At 72.9% G+C, this 15,942-nt stretch carries 14 protein-coding genes and 2 pseudogenes; 11 read left to right on the plus strand and 5 right to left on the minus strand.

Annotation, left to right across the window (positions count from 1 at the left end; translation table 11 throughout):
* The first annotated feature begins 144 nt into the window (after positions 1 to 144).
* Positions 145 to 1,557 carry an aminopeptidase P family protein gene (locus tag O7609_RS14970; RefSeq protein WP_269736458.1) on the plus strand — a complete coding sequence of 471 codons (1,413 nt, stop codon included), beginning with the start codon at positions 145 to 147 and terminating at the stop codon, positions 1,555 to 1,557.
* Between the two features lie 16 nt (positions 1,558 to 1,573).
* On the opposite strand, the gene O7609_RS14975 is transcribed toward O7609_RS14970, so the two are convergent.
* The 3 genes from O7609_RS14975 to O7609_RS14985 all read right to left on the minus strand — a co-directional run bounded on the left by O7609_RS14975 (position 1,574) and on the right by O7609_RS14985 (position 2,941).
* The gene (locus O7609_RS14975; protein WP_269736457.1) at positions 1,574 to 1,837 is read right to left on the minus strand and encodes a type II toxin-antitoxin system RelE family toxin; all 264 of its coding nucleotides are present in this window, start codon (positions 1,835 to 1,837) and stop codon (positions 1,574 to 1,576) included.
* Positions 1,830 to 2,096, minus strand: coding sequence for a type II toxin-antitoxin system Phd/YefM family antitoxin (locus O7609_RS14980; protein ID WP_269736456.1), 267 nt, complete (start codon positions 2,094 to 2,096; stop codon positions 1,830 to 1,832). The genes O7609_RS14975 and O7609_RS14980 overlap by 8 nt, the downstream gene beginning before the upstream one ends.
* Before the next feature lie 332 nt (positions 2,097 to 2,428).
* Positions 2,429 to 2,941, minus strand: coding sequence for a GNAT family N-acetyltransferase (locus O7609_RS14985; protein ID WP_269736455.1), 513 nt, complete (start codon positions 2,939 to 2,941; stop codon positions 2,429 to 2,431).
* A 91-nt stretch (positions 2,942 to 3,032) separates the two neighbouring features.
* Here O7609_RS14985 and O7609_RS14990 point away from each other — a divergent pair.
* The 7 genes and pseudogenes from O7609_RS14990 to O7609_RS15020 all read left to right on the plus strand — a co-directional run.
* Positions 3,033 to 3,350, plus strand: a pseudogene (locus O7609_RS14990) (Scr1 family TA system antitoxin-like transcriptional regulator); the annotation flags it as partial.
* An 82-nt stretch (positions 3,351 to 3,432) separates the two neighbouring features.
* Positions 3,433 to 3,953: pseudogene (locus O7609_RS14995) on the plus strand (DinB family protein).
* A 95-nt stretch (positions 3,954 to 4,048) separates the two neighbouring features.
* Positions 4,049 to 4,285 (plus strand): hypothetical protein, encoded by a 237-nt coding sequence (locus tag O7609_RS15000; RefSeq protein ID WP_269736453.1) that lies wholly within the window; start codon positions 4,049 to 4,051, stop codon positions 4,283 to 4,285.
* A gap of 262 nt (positions 4,286 to 4,547) precedes the next feature.
* Positions 4,548 to 5,672, plus strand: a complete 1,125-nt coding sequence (locus O7609_RS15005; RefSeq protein WP_269736452.1) for a UDP-glucuronic acid decarboxylase family protein — start codon at positions 4,548 to 4,550, stop codon at positions 5,670 to 5,672.
* Positions 5,673 to 5,777: 105 nt separating this feature from the next.
* Positions 5,778 to 7,661 (plus strand): glycosyltransferase family 2 protein, encoded by a 1,884-nt coding sequence (locus O7609_RS15010; protein WP_269743702.1) that lies wholly within the window; start codon positions 5,778 to 5,780, stop codon positions 7,659 to 7,661.
* Positions 7,662 to 7,702: 41 nt separating this feature from the next.
* Positions 7,703 to 8,725 carry a UDP-glucose 4-epimerase GalE gene (gene galE, locus O7609_RS15015; protein ID WP_269736450.1) on the plus strand — a complete coding sequence of 341 codons (1,023 nt, stop codon included), beginning with the start codon at positions 7,703 to 7,705 and terminating at the stop codon, positions 8,723 to 8,725.
* A gap of 142 nt (positions 8,726 to 8,867) precedes the next feature.
* Positions 8,868 to 10,382: a UDP-glucose dehydrogenase family protein gene (locus O7609_RS15020; RefSeq protein WP_269743703.1), complete on the plus strand. Its 1,515-nt coding sequence runs from the start codon at positions 8,868 to 8,870 to the stop codon at positions 10,380 to 10,382.
* A 1,934-nt stretch (positions 10,383 to 12,316) separates the two neighbouring features.
* Here O7609_RS15020 and O7609_RS15030 read toward each other — a convergent pair.
* Complete coding sequence (locus O7609_RS15030; protein ID WP_269736448.1) at positions 12,317 to 13,273, minus strand: esterase/lipase family protein; 957 nt, start codon at positions 13,271 to 13,273, stop codon at positions 12,317 to 12,319.
* Between the two features lie 397 nt (positions 13,274 to 13,670).
* On the opposite strand from O7609_RS15030, the gene O7609_RS15035 reads away from it, so the two are divergent.
* Entirely contained in the window at positions 13,671 to 13,934 is a 264-nt protein-coding gene (locus O7609_RS15035; RefSeq protein ID WP_269743704.1) for a hypothetical protein, read from the plus strand.
* A gap of 21 nt (positions 13,935 to 13,955) precedes the next feature.
* Here O7609_RS15035 and O7609_RS15040 read toward each other — a convergent pair whose 3' ends face one another.
* Positions 13,956 to 14,324, minus strand: a complete 369-nt coding sequence (locus tag O7609_RS15040) for a YybH family protein (protein ID WP_269736446.1) — start codon at positions 14,322 to 14,324, stop codon at positions 13,956 to 13,958.
* Between the two features lie 103 nt (positions 14,325 to 14,427).
* Here O7609_RS15040 and O7609_RS15045 point away from each other — a divergent pair, with 103 nt between their 5' ends.
* Together O7609_RS15045 and O7609_RS15050 are read left to right on the plus strand one after the other, a co-directional pair.
* Positions 14,428 to 15,303, plus strand: a complete 876-nt coding sequence (locus tag O7609_RS15045; RefSeq protein WP_269743705.1) for a LysR family transcriptional regulator — start codon at positions 14,428 to 14,430, stop codon at positions 15,301 to 15,303.
* Between the two features lie 47 nt (positions 15,304 to 15,350).
* Positions 15,351 to 15,893, plus strand: coding sequence for a hypothetical protein (locus tag O7609_RS15050; protein WP_269743706.1), 543 nt, complete (start codon positions 15,351 to 15,353; stop codon positions 15,891 to 15,893).
* Positions 15,894 to 15,942 lie beyond the last annotated feature (49 nt).

Here is a 15,942-nt window from a genome sequence, read left to right on the forward strand (position 1 = left end):
CCGATCGGTGCCGGTGGCGGATTGCGGACACCGGAAGCCTCCGTGCGGCGTACCGTTCGGGTCCGTCGCAGACCGCGGGCAGCGCACGCCCGGGCCGAGCCCGGTCGCGGACGCGTGCGCCCGATCGAGAGAAGGGCACCCGACATGACCAAGGGCAGGAAGAACGGCCTCTACGGAGGCATCTCCGCCGAGCTGTCCGCCCTGATGCGGACGGGATGGGCCGACACCGAGCGGCGCGACCTGACGCTCAGCGCGCAGGCCCCGTACGCGGCCCGCCGGCGCGCGGCGCTCTCTGCGCGCTTCACCGGCGAGCGGCTCGTCATCCCGTCCGGCAACCTCAAGGTCCGGGCGAACGACGACACGTACCCCTTCCGGCCCTACTCGGGCTACGTGCACATGACCGGCGACCAGGCCCGCGACGGCGCCCTCGTCCTGGAACCCCGCTCCGACGGCGGCCACGACGCCTACTGCTACCAGCTGCCCCGGGACAGCCGGGACAGCGACGAGTTCTGGACGGGTCCCACGGCCGAGCTGTGGATGGGACGCCGCCGTTCCCTCGACGAGTCGGAGCGCGTGCTCGGCCTGCCCTGCCGCGACGTGCGCACCGCGGCCGAGGACCTGGCGGCCGGCCCGGCGATCCGCACCCGCATCGTCCGCGGCCACGACCCCGCCCTGGAGGCCGCCGTCACGACCGACGCGGAGCGCGACGCCGAACTGGAGGAGGCCCTCGACGACCTGCGCCTCGTCAAGGACGCGTGGGAGCTGGCGGAGATGCGCAAGGCGGTCGACTCCACCGTCCGCGGCTTCGTCGACGTCGTGCGCGAGCTGTCGCAGGCCGTCGCCTCGTCCGAGCGGTGGATCGAGGGCACCTTCTTCCGCCGCGCCCGGCTGGAGGGCAACGCCGTCGGCTACGGCACCATCTGCGCCGCGGGCGAGCACGCCACGATCATGCACTGGACGGAGAACGACGGCCCCGTGCGCCCGGGCGACCTCCTCCTGCTCGACGCCGGGGTGGAGACGCACACCCTCTACACCGCCGACGTCACCCGCACCCTGCCGATCAGCGGAACGTTCACGCCGCTGCAGCGCACCGTCTACGACGCGGTGTACGAGGCCCAGGAAGCCGGCATGGCCGCCGTCAAACCCGGCGCCCACTACCGCGACTTCCACGAGGCCGCCCAGCGCTCCCTGACGGCGCGGCTGGTCGAGTGGGGCTTCGTCGAGGGCCCCGTCGACCGCGCCTACGAGCTGGGCCTGCAACGCCGCTTCACCATGGCGGGCACCGGCCACATGCTCGGCCTCGACGTCCACGACTGCGCGCAGGCCCGCACCGAGGGGTACGTCGACGCCCTGCTGGAGCCGGGCATGGTCCTCACCGTCGAGCCCGGCCTGTACTTCCAGCCGGACGACCTGACGGTGCCGGAGGAGTGGCGCGGCATCGGCGTCCGGATCGAGGACGACGTCGTCGTCACCGAGACCGGCCACGAGAACCTGTCGGCGGGCCTGCCGCGCTCGGCGGACGACGTCGAGGCCTGGATGACCGAGTTCGCGGGCTGAGCCGGCCTGGTGACCGTCAGGCCTCGTAGCTCGTGGACCGGTGCCCGACGTGGACCACCCAGATGGTGAGCTCGCCGTTGTCGATGGTGTAGATGATCCGATAGTCGCCGACTCGCAGGCGGCGGCGTTCGGGTTGCGACACGAGTGCGGTGGTGTTGAAGCCGAGGGGATCGCTCTCGAGCTCCGTGAGTTTGGCCAGGATGCGCAGAGCCATGGCCCGGGGGATCTTGCGGAGCTCGGCCTGAGCCTCGGGCCGGAAGACCGTGCGGTAGTCACTCACTGCGAGCCAGCGTCTCCCTCATCACTTCTTCGATGGGAACGCCCGCAGCGCGGTTCGCCATGCGTTCGTCGATGATGCGGTTGATCTCGCGCTCTTCCCACTCCTGGTACTTGCGGAGCGTGTCGATCGACACCACGGCTGCGACCTCCTTGCCCCGGCGGGTGATCACGGTCGGCACGTCATCCCGATCAGCCCGCTCCACGACCTCGGCAAGATGGGCTCGAACATCGCGAATGGACTCTATGGGCATCTCAGTCATGCCCCAAAAGTACCAGGTGTTCAATGTGTACACATGGGCTCCGGTCATTCATGGGGCGGGACTCCCGCTTCGGCCAGGCAGATCGGGCAGGGGCCGGCGGGGGTCAGGTCCGGGGCGCGGTAGACGCGGTGGCAGGTGGTGCAGTTCTGGAACGGGTCCGGGTGCGGCGGTGGCGGGGGAGCCGGGGGGAGCGGCGGACGGTGTGCCGGGCGGCGCGCTAGGCTGCGCTGAGGCCATGGGGAAGCTCTCTTCTTCCTTGTTGGTCAGGCCCTCGTCCGGGGTACCAGCCCGGCGGGGGCCGACGCATGTGCGGCAGGGTGATTGCCGCGAGCTTATGCCCGCCAACTCCACGCCTGTCCAGCCCGATTGGCCCCCTTTAACCCGTCTGGGTGGGCTGTGCTCAGGGGGAACGGTTTGCGCACCATGAACACGTCCACGGCGTCCTCGGACTCGACGGTGAACCCGTGCCGTTCGTACAGCCGCCGGGCCGGACTGCCCCGGAGCACGTTCAGCCGGACGAGGACGCCGTCGCCGTCGCACCGGTCCAGCAGTTCGCGCAGCACGGCCGCGCCGACGCCGTGGCCCTGGAAGCCCGGGGCCAGGTAGAAGTGCTCCAGCCAGTGAGCGTCCTCGGCCGCCCGCAGGGCCACGCAGCCCGCGACCGCGCCGCCCACCTCGATCACCCAGGTGTGGGCGGGCTCGAAACCGTCACGCAGCCGCTGCCGCACCCGGTGCGCGTCGTACCGCCCGAGCCGCTCCAGATCCGCCCGCAGGACCACCGCCCGCAGTTCGGCCACGGCCTCGACGTCCGACTCCGCCGCCGGCCGGAGATCCCAGTCCGCCATGATCGCCACGCTACTTGGCTGAGGCACGGGGCGGGGCGCACCGGGACGGGCGGGGCGTCTCAGCCGGGGGTGAGCCGGGTCCCGCCGTGCGCTGTTCGAGATGCGGCGCCACATGCTTGACGAGGAGATCATCGAGCGCAGCGTCGCCGCACGGCTCGCCCGTCAGGGGATCTTCGAGCAGCGCGGGGCGCCGATCTTCAGCTTCGTGCAGGAAGAGGTGACGCTCCGTCGTCCGCTCGGGGGCGTGGTGGCCCACCGTGAGCAGTTGCGGAGGGTCCTGGAACTGGGACGCCTCCGGAACGTCGAGATCCAGGTCATGCCGACGGACCGCGAGGATCACGCCGGGATGAGTGGTCCCTTCCAGCTAGTGAAGCTGCGTAGCGGCACGACCCCGGGGCAGGTGGAGGTGCAGGGACGTGGGCGCCCCGCGGCTCGCGGTGACGTCGTCGGCCTGGGACGCGTTCGTCGGGTTCGCCGCGCGGGCCTGAGGCGTGGGGGACGAGCGCGTAGGGCCGCCGCTCGCCGGGGGCGAGCGGGAGACGCTGCGGGGGTTCCTGGACTACCAGCGGGCGACGCTGGCCCTGAAGTGCGAGGGGCTGTCGGACGAGGAGTTGCGGCGCCGCTCGATGCCGCCGTCGACGTTGACGCCGCTGGGCCTGGTGCGGCACATGGCCGAGGTGGAACGCGCCTGGTTCCGTCGGACGATCAACGCGGAGGACGTGCCGCACGTCTGGTCGGACAGGGGTGACTACCAGGAGGCGTACGACGCGAGCCGTTCGACGCGAGGCGTACGACGCGCGCGGAGGCGTTCGCGGCCTGGCGGGCGGAGGTGGAGCACGCGCGCCGCATCGAGCGGGAGGCGGGCTCACTGGACGTCACCGGCAGGATGGTGAAGTGGGACGCGGCCGTGTCGCTGCGCATGGTGATGGTGCACGTCACCCTTGAGTACGCTCGGCACAACGGCCACGCGGACTTCCTGCGCGAGGCGATCGACGGCTCGGTCGGAGCCTGAGTACGCTTCCGGGCCCGACGCGGGACACGTCCGCGAAAGAGCGTCCTCGCGCCCTCGGGTGCAGCAGACTCGGGGCACCGATATAGGAGGTTGTCATGGCGGGATTCCTCGACCGGGCCAAGGAGCAGGCGCAGCAGGCCCTCAACCAGGGCAAGCAGAAGGTGGACGAGGTCCAGCAGCAGCGGGCCGGGAACGACCTGCTGAAGAAGCTGGGCGCGGCGTACTACGCGGAGCGGCGCGGCTCAGGCTCGGAGCAGGCCACGCAGAGCGCGCTCAACGCGCTCGAAGCCCATATCGCCACTCACGGGGACAGCTTCCTGCGCGGGGTCTGACGCCCGGTAAGGAGCACGGACGCGGGTGCCGGCCCGGCGGTGAGGACCGCCGGGCCGGCACCCGCGTCGCGTTCGGGTGGCGGAGGGCGGCCGGTTCCGCCGGTCAGGGCATGTATGTGTGGTGATGAGCAGAAAATCCTACCTATATCCATATTCTTGCCCTGCGGTTCGACGGCGGACCGTCTCCGCGCCAGGTGTGCCGTGCGGCGGCAGGGCACGCGTGGGCGGTGGCCATTTGTTGCCCTGAATCACGGAGAAGCCCATGCGTGTTGCCGTCACCGGTGGGGCCGGGTTCCTCGGGTCGCACCTGTGTGAGGCCCTGCTGCGGCGCGGCGACGAGGTCATCTGTGTGGACGACCTCTCGACCGGTACGCCGGACAACATCGCCCACCTCACGTCGTACTCCACCTTCACCTTCCTCCGCGCGGACGTCAGCGCGGACCTGGACGTTCCCGGGGCGTTCGACCTCGTCGCGCACCTGGCGAGCCCCGCGTCGCCGCCCGACTACCTGCGGCTGCCCCTCCAGACCCTGGCCGTCGGCAGCCGGGGGACCGAGAACGCGCTGCGGCTGGCGGCGCGCAACGGTTGCCGGTTCCTGCTGGCGTCCACGAGCGAGGTCTACGGCGACCCGCTCGTCCACCCGCAGGACGAGGAGTACTGGGGGAACGTCAACCCCAACGGACCGCGCAGCGTGTACGACGAAGCGAAACGGTTCGCCGAGGCCGTCACGCTCGCCCACCACCGCACGCACGACCTCGACGTCGGCATCGTGCGGATCTTCAACACCTACGGCCCGCGGATGCGCCCGCACGACGGGCGCGTGGTGTCCAGCTTCATCGCCCAGGCGCTCACCGGGGAGCCGCTGACCGTCTACGGCGACGGCAAGCAGAGCCGGAGCTTCTGCTACGTCGACGACCTCGTGCGCGGGCTCGTCGCGATGGCCGACTCCGACGAGATCGGGCCCGTCAACCTCGGCAACCCCGTCGAGCTGTCCGTCTCCGACCTCGCCGACCTCGTCGTGCGCCTCACCGGCTCGGCGTCCGAGGTGCGGTACCACCCGCTGCCCGTGGACGACCCCGTCCGCCGCCGGCCCGTGATCACCCGGGCGGCGGAGCGGCTCGGCTGGCTCCCGGAGGTGGACGTCGAGGACGGTCTGCGGCGCACGATCGAGTGGTTCGCCGCCCGTCCGCAGGACGTCGCCGCCGGGGCTGCCGCGATCCGGGGCGGCCAGGAGGACGGCGGGGGCGTCGGCGACCCGCTCCGGCCCGCGGCGCCCATGGCCGGCGCGGCGTCCCGGGCCCCCGCGGCGCCCCCGGCCCCCGCGGCCTCCGGTGCGCCGACGGCATCGCGGGCGTCCGCCGTCCCGGTGGAGTCCGCGCCGTCCTGAGATCCGAGGCACCTTCCCCGCACCTCGTCCGGCCCCTCGCGCCCGGGCCCCGCCCGCACCGGTCGCCGCATCCCCGCCCCGCCCCCGCCACGGAGCACGCCTTCCATGACGCAGGCCGAGCCCGCCCTCCTCCCTCCGACGCCCCCGACCTCCCCGACGTCCACCACCGCCCCGCACCCCGCCGACGTCGAGGAGTCCCTGCGCGACCAGCTCCTCGGCCTGTCCGACGGCAACGTCGTCGCCCTCACCCCCGACGGGCCCGTCTTCGGCCGCCCGCGCCGCCGGCTCGCCACGCGGCCGACCGCCTTCGTGCGGCAGCTCTCCGGCGCCACCCGCGTCAAGGCGACGCTGCTCAGCGCCGCCTGGGTGGCCTGCCTCGTGTGGTTCTGGTCCTGGTGGCTCCAGCCCGAGCACCGGGTCGGCTGGGTCGGCCTGATCGTCAACAGCGCGCTGCTGGCGTACCTCGCCCTGCTGCCGGTGCACTTCATCGTCGCCGTCATCCGGCTGCGCCGCTTCGACCCGAAGACCGAGGTGCCCGAGCTGCGCGTCGCCTTCGCCGTCACCCGGGCACCCTCGGAGGGGTGGGCCATCGCCCGCGCCACGCTGCGGGCCATGCTCGACCAGGAGTACCCGCACCCGTACGACGTCTGGCTCTGCGACGAGGACCCCACGCCGCGCATCCGGCGCTGGTGCCGGCGCAACGGGGTGCGGATCTCCTGCCGCAAGGGGGTGGCGGAGTACCACCGCGACACCTGGCCGCGCCGCACCCGCTGCAAGGAGGGCAACCTCGCCTACTTCTACGACCACTGGGGCTACGCCGAGTACGACGTCGTCGCCCAGCTCGACTGCGACCACGTGCCGCGGCCCGGCTACCTCGCCGAGGTGGTGCGGCCCTTCGCCGACCCGGCCATCGGATACGTCGCCGCGCCCTCGGTGTGCGACGCCAACGCCGACGCGTCCTGGTCCGCCCGGGGCAGGCTGCACCGGGAGGCGATCTTCCACGGGCCCGTCCAGCTCGGCCACTCCGCCGGGCTGGCGCCGGTGTGCATCGGCTCGCACTACGCCGTCCGCACCGCCGCGCTGAAGGACATCGGCGGCCTCGGGCCCGAGCTGGCCGAGGACTTCACCACCACGTTCCTGCTCAACTCCGCGGGCTGGCACGGCGCCTTCGCCATCGACGCCGAGGCCCACGGGGAGGGGCCCATCACCTTCTCGGCGATGGTGACGCAGGAGTTCCAGTGGTCGCGCAGCCTGGCGGCGTCGCTGATGGGCCTGCTGCCCAAGCACGTGAGACGGCTCCCCGCGCTGCTGCGGCTGCGCTTCACCATCGTCCTCGTCTACTATCCGCTGCTCGCGCTGACGACGACGGCCGGGCTCACCCTGCCGCCCGTCGCCGCCGTCACCGGGCTGGCCTGGATCAACGTCAACTACTTCGCGTTCCTCGGCCACTTCTGGGCGATGTCGATCTGTCTCATCCTCCTCGCCCTCCTGCTGCGCCGCCGCGGGCTGCTGCGGCCGCCGAGGGCGCCCGTGGTGAGCTGGGAGGGCTGGCTGTTCGCCCTCGCCCGCTGGCCCTGGGTCGCCTGGGGCGTCGGGGCCGCCGTCCTCCAGCGGCTCCGGCCGCGCACGGTCACCTTCAAGGTGACGCCGAAGTCCCGCGACGGCCTCGAACCCCTCGCGCTGCGGCTCGTCGCGCCCTACCTGCTCATCACCGTCGCGCTCTCCTCGGCGGCCGTCGTCGGCGAACTCACCGGCCCGGCGGTCGGCTACGTCTTCCTGTGCATCGTCGCCGCCTCCTCCTACGCCGTCGTCACCCTCGCCGTCTCCTGGCTGCACGTCTGCGAGACGGCACGCGCGAACGGCGTCCGCCGGCACCGGGCCCTGCGCACCGCCCGGCTGCCGCTGCTCGCCGGCACCCTCGCCCTGGCGCCACTGGCCCTGGCCTACGCCCTGTACCCCGTCTATTTCACGAACGTCCTGCGCTGGTGACGACGTCCCCCGGCCCCGCCCGTTCCCGAAGGAGCACCCCCATGCCCACGACCGTCCTGGTGACCGGCGGCGCCGGATTCATCGGCAGCCACACCTGCGTCGAACTCCTCACCCACGGCTACGACGTCGTCGTCGTGGACGACCACTCCAACAGCTCGCCGCACGCCCTCGAACGCGTCGCCAAGACCGCGGGGCGGCCCGTCACCGCCGCCTACGAGACCGACCTGCGCGACCGCCGCGCCCTGAACGCCGTCTTCGACGCACACCGCGTCGACGCCGTCATCCACTTCGCCGCAAAGAAGGCCGTCGGGGAGTCCGTCCAGATCCCCGTCGCCTACTACGACACCAACGTGGGCGGTACCACCGCCCTGCTGGCCGCCATGGAACAGCACGACGTGCGGCGGCTCGTCTTCTCCTCCTCCTGCTCCCTCTACGGCGACGCGACCAAGGTGCCGCTCACCGAGACCGACCCCGTCGCCCCCACCAACCCCTACGCCACCAGCAAGCTGCTGTGCGAGCGGATCATCGGCGACGTCTGCCGACGGCTGCCCGGCCTCAGCGTCCTCGCCCTGCGCTACTTCAACCCCGTCGGCGCCCACCCGAGCGGCCACCTCGGCGAGGACCCGCGCGGCGTGCCGAACAACGTCATGCCCTACCTCGCCCAGGTCGCCGTCGGCCGCCGCGCGAGGCTGCGCGTCTTCGGCGACGACTACCCCACCTTCGACGGAACCGGCGTCCGCGACTACATCCACGTCATGGACGTCGCCGAGGGCCACCGCGTCGCCCTCGAACACCTCGACGACGAGCACGGCATGCGGGTCTTCAACCTCGGCACCGGCACCGGCACCTCCGTCCTCGAACTCCTCGCCGCCTTCTCCGCCGCCTGCGGCCGGGAGATCCCCCACGAGATCACCGGGCGCCGCCCCGGCGACGTCCCGGCCCTCATCGCCGACCCCGGCGCCGTGGCCCGCGCCTGGGGCTGGACCACCCGTCGCGACCTCGCCGACATGTGCCGCGACGCCTGGCGCTTCCAGGAACTCAACCCCTCGGGCTACCCGGACTGACCCCTCCCGCCCGGGCCCCGCAGACCGCGCCCTCCCCGCGCCCGCCCTCCCCGCGCCCGCCGCCCTCGCGGCCCAGCAGCCCTCCCGGCCCCGCCGCCCTCGCGGCCCTCGTGACCTTCACGGACAGACAGGAGACACCAGCATGCGGTTGACCGTCATCGGTACGGGATATCTCGGAGCCGTGCACGCCGCGTGCATGGCCGAACTCGGACACGACGTCCTCGGCGTCGACGTCGACACGCGCAAGATCAGCGCGCTCGCCGAGGGCAGACCGCCCTTCTACGAGCCCGGCCTGCCCGAACTGCTCACCCGCACCCTCCACTGCGGGCGGCTGCGCTTCACCACCTCGCTGCGCGAGGCCGCCGAGTTCGGTGACGTCCACTTCGTGTGCGTCGGCACCCCGCAGCAGCCCGACTCCGACGCCGCCGACCTGCGGCAGGTCGAGGCCGTCGTCCACGGCCTCGCCCCACACCTGCGCCGGCGCTGCCTCATCGTGGGCAAGTCCACCGTCCCCGTCGGCACCTGCGACCGGCTCGCCGCCGAGGTCGCCGCCCTGCTGCCCGAGGACGGCGACGCCGAACTCGCCTGGAACCCGGAGTTCCTGCGGGAGGGCTTCGCCGTCCAGGACACCCTCCGGCCCGACCGGCTCGTCATCGGCGTCCGCTCCACCCGGGCCCACGACGCCCTCGCCGAGGTCTACGCCACCCCGCGCGCCGCCGGGGTGCCCTTCATCAGCACCGACCCCGCCACCGCCGAACTCGCCAAGGTCGCCGCCAACTCCTTCCTCGCCACCAAGATCTCCTTCATCAACGCCATGTCCGAGGTCTGCGACGCCGCCGGGGCCGACGTCGTCACCCTCGCCGACATCCTCGGCCACGACACCCGCATCGGCCGCCGCTTCCTGGCCGCCGGACTCGGCTTCGGCGGCGGCTGCCTGCCCAAGGACATCCGCGCCTTCACCGCCCGAGCCGCCGAACTCGGCGCCGAACCCGCCGTCGACTTCCTGCGGCAGATCGACACCATCAACACCCGGCAGCGCCGACGCACCGTCGAGGCCGCCCGGGACCTCGTCGGCGGCTCCTTCCTCGCCCGCCGCGTCGCCGTGCTCGGCGCCACCTTCAAGCCCGACAGCGACGACGTCCGCGACTCGCCCGCCCTCGCCGTGGCCGGCGCCCTGCACCGCGAAGGCGCCGAGGTCTGCGTCCACGACCCGCGCGGCACCGAGAACGCCCGCGCCGCCCACCCCGCCCTCCTCTACACCACCGACGCCACCGCGGCCTGCCGGGACGCCGACCTCGTCCTGCACCTGACCGAGTGGCGCGACTACCGCGAGCTGCGGCCCTCCGCGCTCGCCGAGGTCGTGCGCACCCCGCGGCTGCTGGACGCCCGCAACGCGCTCGACGCCGGGCTGTGGCGCTCGGCGGGCTGGGCCGTGCGGTCCCTCGGACGGCCCGCGCCCGCCGTCGTCCCCTCGGCCCTGCCCCTCCAGCCCGCGCTCGTCGGCACCGGCGCGGCGGAGGGTCAGCCCCCGGCGTCCGCCTCCGCGTCCCCCTCCGCGGCGTCCGCGGCGTCTTGTTCGGCGGCCGCCTCCGCGTCTTCCGGGCGGCCCTGCAGTGCCCCGACCGTCAGCGGGCTCCTCAGCGGCGTCCCCGAGTAGTCCACGCGGCCCGGACCGCGGACCCCGGCCTCGCGCAGGTCGACGCCCGCGCCCTCCAGGTCCGCCGGGCACCCGGAGCGCAGCAGCGCGGCCTCGGCCACCTCGGTGACCGGGGCCGCCGCCGCGTCCAGGCACGGGTCCTCGTCGGTGCCGGTGTCCTCGCCGTCCCGCCGCTCGTGGCCCGTCCCCGCGCGCCACGCGTCCAGCGCGTCGTACCGCGCCTTGCCCCAGCGCACCGTCCAGTCGTCCGTGCTGTGGTAGGCGTTGCCCTGGAGGGCCACCTCGTCCGGGTCGAAGTCGCCGTCCGCGTCGACCACGGGCGCGCCGTCGGTATGGAAGACGTTGTTGTGCACGCGGACGCCCTCCAGGTCCTCCTGAAGCCGCAGCGCGGGCGCCTTCACCGGCCCGTTCGCCTTCATCACCACGGTGTTGTGGTAGACGTCCAGATCGCGCAGCTTCACCCCGTAGACGACGATGCCGCCGTAGACCTCCAGCCTGCGGGCGTCGTTCGCACTCAGGTTGAACCGCAGGACGTTGTCGCGGTGCGCGCCCGTCGGCTTCCCGGAGTAGACGAGGTAGCCGGGGCCGTCGTTGCCGAACGACAGGTTGTACTGGACGACGGACTCCGAGACGTTGTTGTCCAGGCCGAACCCGCCGCCGTCCACCCGGGACCCGGTGTGATTGCCGTGCGAGACGTTGTTCTGCACGACCAGCTTCGTCGAGTCGTACATCCAGATGCCCTCCGGACCCTCCACCGCCGACGCCGACGACCGCTCCCCGTTGTCGAACGCCACCGAGTCCTCGATCCGGCCCGCCCGCACACTGCCGAAGACGATCCCGCTGCCGGTGTTCCGGTCGCTCGCCGAAGGATCGCCCTGGTTCCCGAACGCCCGCACCCCCGAAGCCCGCACGTCCGCGTGCGCGTAGGCCGGTGCCTCCGCGTCGAACTCCGGCCCGCTCGTGACGAGCCCCGCCTCCAGGTTGCCGTGCAGCTTCGCCCGGCTCACCCGCACGTCGCGGAAGCCCACGCCGTCCTCCGCGCCGATCCCGACGCCGTTGCGGAACCCCGACACGTCGACGTCCGAGATCCGCACGTGCCCGAACCGCTCCCCGTCCGCCACGTCACTGAAGACGTGCACGCCGTCATACTCCCGGCGCGTGCCGCCGCTCCCGCGCAGGACCAGGTCGCGGATCACCACGCCACCCGTGTTGTAGACCGTCACCCCGGCCTGGGACGCCGACCGGATCACCGCCCGGCCCTTGCCGAACGACTCCACCACCACCGGGTGCTCCGCGTCCCCCGCCTCCCCGGCCGCGATGTCCAGCCCGCCGCGGAACTTCGCGCCCCCTTGCAGGCGCAGGCGGTCACCGGGTCGGAACTTCATCGCGTCCGCCCGGTCCAGCGTCCGCCACGCCGTCTCCGGTGACGTGCCGTCGGCTGCGTCGTCACCCTCCGGGCTGACGTAGTACGTGAACCCGTCGGCCGCGTTCTTCCCCGGCGGCGCGTACGGCTCCGGCAGCGCGCACCCGGCGGCCGGCAACAGCACCGCGGCCAACAGCCCGCCCGCCACCCCCGGGCCCCTTGCGCCCCGGCCGCCCGCCGTGCCCCCGGCGCCCGCGCCTCCCACGCCGTCCCGGGTGCCCCGGCTCTTCCGGTGTCCCATCCGCACACGCACTCCCTGCTCACGGTGAGGAATCCGTACGAAACAGGACGAATGATCCCAGACGTCTACCGCGGTACCCGCTTCCCCGCCCGGCGTTTCGGCCCCCACTCACCGCAGCGCAACTCCTGAGCCGGGCGCGCTCGGGCCCGGGGACGCGTTCGGACACGGAGCCGGGTCGGGCCGTCACGACGTCCTCATGCCCTCGGCCCCGCCAACGTGGCCGGCGGGGCCGAGGGCACGAGGGGTGTCACGCCCTCGCCGGGAGTGGGATCAGAGCAGCGGGACCCCGTAGTCGCGGCACTCGGGCTGGAAGTCCGCGGGGCCGTCGGCCAGCGCGTTCAGGGTCAGCTGGAGCGTCGGCTCGTCGTTGAACAGCCCGAGGTGCCCGGCCAGGTCGAACGGGCACCTGTCCTGCAGGAGCACGTTGTTCACGTCCGCGCCCTGGAGCGCCTGACTCCGGTACGGCGTCACGACCTTGTCGTACTTGGTCATGATGACGGTGTAGTCCGGGCCCGCCGGGACCTCGTCACCGTCCGCCCACAGCTCGGCCGTGTAGTCGCTGGTGGCCGCCTGGTCCAGGACGCCGGGGAACTGGCCGACCTCCGACAGCCCCGTCGCGAACCCCATGAGGTTCAGCGCGTCGGCGAGCGTCACCAGGCCGTTCAGATCGGTGCCGTTCGAGCTGGGCGCCCAGCCCACGTAGTGGGCGACCTGTGCGGCCCCGCCCATCTTCTTCATCCACCACATCGGCACGTTGCCGCCCTGCGAATGGCCCACGATGTCCACCTTCGCCGCGCCGGTGGCCTCCCGGACCTTCGTCACGAAGGCGTCCAGCTCGGCCGCCGAGTCCGTGATGTGGCCGAGGCCGCCCACGCGGTCGAGTGAGGCGGCGGTGAAGCCGTAGTTCGTCGCGAAGACGCAGTACCCCTCGTTCTTCAGGCGGGGCGCGGTCTTGACGAAGTTGGCCCCGAGGTTCGCGAACGTCCCCGGCAGCAGGATCACCGGGTTGGGATGCCCGGCGTCGGGCACGCAGGACCAGTCGTTGGCCCCGGCGACGGCGTCGGGGGAGTGCACGTAGTTCGACAGCGCCTTGAGCAGCCCGCCCTCGGGCAGCGGCTCCTCCGCGGCCTGGGTCGGAGCGGCGGCGGTGAGGACGAGCGCGACGGAAGCCGCGAGCGACGTCACGGCGAGACGGGTCCGTTTGGTGGTGCGCGAGATCCACGACATGGGCTCTCCTGCGGGTCGCCCGGCCCTCTGCCTGAAGAGGACCAGTGGGGGAGCGGCACCGTGGGGGTGCCGCAATGGGGGGCTGCCTGCCCTTCGGGCCAGCGTGAAGCCACGGCAACGCCCCGACCCCTGTGAGGAGAACCGGAATTCACGCCCTGATGTGATGACCCGTCACAGCACCGCGTCCCGCAGCACGCGAACCGCACTCCCCGCCCGACACGCGTCGGGCGGCAGTGTCACGATCACGTCATGCGGCGACCCAGAATTCGTGCCCGCCCTGTTCTCGGTGGCGGTCCTCCGCCTGGCTTCCGGTTGCCCCTCGGCCCTCGGGGAGCCCGATCGGCCGTCACGCGAACCCGGACCGACCGTCACCTCGACGGTCGCTCCGGACCCGGCGGTGGCGCTGGCCGAACGCTACCGCCGGGCCGGCGGGTTGGAAGACGTCTACGGGATACGGCACACCTCCGGCCCCGACGGCGTTCCTCTGTTCATCGTGTGGACCCACTACCCGGACGACGATGCCCAGCCGTTCGAGCGACTGAAGCGCTCGGTCACCGCGTTCATGCGGCACAGGGAAGGTCTCTCCCTGAGCCGCGGCTACCTCATGGACGTCTTCGGCCCGGACGGAACCCTCCAGCACCGCCTGGACGTCTGCCTCTGAGGGGGAGGAGGCGGAGCCGCGTCAGGGCCGGAGGAACTCCGGTTGGTCGAGGACGCGGAGCCAGCTGCCGTCGGGCTGACGGCGCACGACCTGGGCGCGGGCGCCCGCGCCGTCCCGGGGCGGGGTAGAGGTGAGCGCGAGGTCGCCGCTGACCAGGGTGGGCAGCGGCTCCTCCGCCTCGAAACGCGGGCCCGAGGCCAGCACCCTCGCCCACAGGGCGCGGATCGCCTCCCGGCCGACCGTCGTCTGGCCGGCCGGGTAGGCCATCACCGCGTCCGCCGCGTACAGCGCGGCGACCCCGGCCGCGTCCCCCGCGTTGGACCGTTCGACGAACAGTCGCGTGATGTCCTCCGGCCGCATCGCCTTCTCGTACGTCTCGTATCCCGTCATGGGGCGCCTCCTGTCGCGCGTGGCCCGGCCTGCCCCTCCAGGGTGGCCACGTGCCGATCAGAAGTCCAACAGCTGGAAATGCTGAGAATTAGAATCAATGGTTATGGAGCTTCGTCAGCTGGAGTACTTCGTGGCGGTCGCCGAGGAGCGGAACTTCACCCGCGCTGCCGAGCGCGTCCACATCAGCCAGTCCGGCGTCAGCGCCCAGATCCGGCAGCTGGAGCGGGATCTCGGCACGGAGCTGTTCGACCGCTCGGCGCGCGGCGTCACGCTCACCGCCGCCGGAGAGGCCGCCCTCACCCACGCCCGTGCCGCCCTCGCCGCCGCCGAGGCGATCGGCCAGGCGGTCGGGGAGGTGGCGGAGGTGCTGCGGGGGCGGCTGACGGTCGGCATGGTCACCGGCTGCACGCTCACCCCGCTGTTCGACGCCCTCGCCGCCTTCCACCGGACCCACCCCGGGGTCGAGCTCTCGCTCGTCGAGGGCCACTCGCTCCAACTCCTGGACGCCGTGCGCTCCGGTACCGTGGACGTGGCCCTCGTCGGCACCGCGACGGCCTCCCCCGAGGGCCTGGAGGCGCTTCCCGTCGTCGCCGAGCGGCTCGTCGTCGCCGTCCCGCCGAGCCATCCACTGGCGCGGCGGAAGCGGGTCACCCTGCGCGGCGTGTGCGAGCACCCGCTCGTGTGCATGCCGCCCGGAACCGGCCTGCGTGCCGTCTTCGACCGGGCTTGCGCCGCGCGGAACCTGCGCCCCTCGGTCACGCTCCAGGCGAGCGCGCCGGAGGCCGTCGCCGACCTCGCCGCCCGGGGGCTGGCCGTGGCCGTCCTCAGCGCCTCGACGGTCGGGACCGACGGGGAACGCCTCGTGGCCCGCACGATCGACGACGCGGAGGACCTCGCCTACCTCACCCTGGCCTGGCGCCCCTCACCCAGCCCCGCGACCCGCACCCTGCTACACCACGCCCGCCCGGCGTTCGCGTAACCGTTCCGCGCAAGCCCCGCCCCCGCGCTGCGCGGCCGGCACTCGGTATGGGACGACCGGGACAACGACGTACCCGCACCTACGACGTGCACGGCCGCCTCGCCACGCTCACCGACCCCGAGAACGGCGAGGAGAGCTACGCCTACGACGTCTACGGCAACCAGACGTCGCGGACGATGCCGACGGGCGAGCAGTTCACCTACGCCTACACCCCGCTCGGCCAGCTCGCCGAGGTCACGCTGAAGGGCTACGACGACGGCGGCGGGACACCGGCCGACGTCGTCCTCGACTCCTACGCCTACGACCCCACCGGCCGGCTCGCCGAGCACACCGACGCGATGGGCCGCACCACGCGGCAGACCTACTACGACGACGGCCTCCTCGCCCAGACGATCCTGGCTGGGTTCCAGGACTCCGACGGCACCACACGGGACCTCGTCCTGAGTGAGCGTCAGCACGACGCCGCCGGCCACCTCGTCACGGAGATCACCGGCAACGGGACCGTCACCACCACGTACGACGTGGACGCCGCCGGGCGCACCACCGCCGAGACCCTCGACCCGGCAGGGCTGGCCCGACGCACCGCCTAAACCCACGACGCGGGCGGGGCCGTCCTCACCGAGACCCACACCGGGGCGG

The sequence above is a fragment of the Streptomyces sp. WMMC1477 genome, assembly GCF_027460245.1.
Lineage (GTDB): Bacteria > Actinomycetota > Actinomycetes > Streptomycetales > Streptomycetaceae > Streptomyces.

What these genes read in the sequence shown, in the direction of transcription:
- O7609_RS15040 (WP_269736446.1), bottom strand. Translation starts at nt 14,324, where the DNA reads ATGACGGGATACGAGACGTACGAGAAGGCGATGCGGCCGGAGGACATC.
- O7609_RS15005 (WP_269736452.1), top strand. Translation starts at nt 4,548, where the DNA reads ATGCGTGTTGCCGTCACCGGTGGGGCCGGGTTCCTCGGGTCGCACCTG.
- O7609_RS15050 (WP_269743706.1), top strand. Translation starts at nt 15,351, where the DNA reads ATGGGACGACCGGGACAACGACGTACCCGCACCTACGACGTGCACGGC.
- O7609_RS15045 (WP_269743705.1), top strand. Translation starts at nt 14,428, where the DNA reads ATGGAGCTTCGTCAGCTGGAGTACTTCGTGGCGGTCGCCGAGGAGCGG.
- galE (WP_269736450.1), top strand. Translation starts at nt 7,703, where the DNA reads ATGCCCACGACCGTCCTGGTGACCGGCGGCGCCGGATTCATCGGCAGC.
- O7609_RS15020 (WP_269743703.1), top strand. Translation starts at nt 8,868, where the DNA reads ATGCGGTTGACCGTCATCGGTACGGGATATCTCGGAGCCGTGCACGCC.
- O7609_RS15030 (WP_269736448.1), bottom strand. Translation starts at nt 13,273, where the DNA reads ATGTCGTGGATCTCGCGCACCACCAAACGGACCCGTCTCGCCGTGACG.
- O7609_RS14985 (WP_269736455.1), bottom strand. Translation starts at nt 2,941, where the DNA reads ATGGCGGACTGGGATCTCCGGCCGGCGGCGGAGTCGGACGTCGAGGCC.
- O7609_RS15000 (WP_269736453.1), top strand. Translation starts at nt 4,049, where the DNA reads ATGGCGGGATTCCTCGACCGGGCCAAGGAGCAGGCGCAGCAGGCCCTC.
- O7609_RS14970 (WP_269736458.1), top strand. Translation starts at nt 145, where the DNA reads ATGACCAAGGGCAGGAAGAACGGCCTCTACGGAGGCATCTCCGCCGAG.
- O7609_RS15010 (WP_269743702.1), top strand. Translation starts at nt 5,778, where the DNA reads ATGACGCAGGCCGAGCCCGCCCTCCTCCCTCCGACGCCCCCGACCTCC.
- O7609_RS14980 (WP_269736456.1), bottom strand. Translation starts at nt 2,096, where the DNA reads ATGACTGAGATGCCCATAGAGTCCATTCGCGATGTTCGAGCCCATCTT.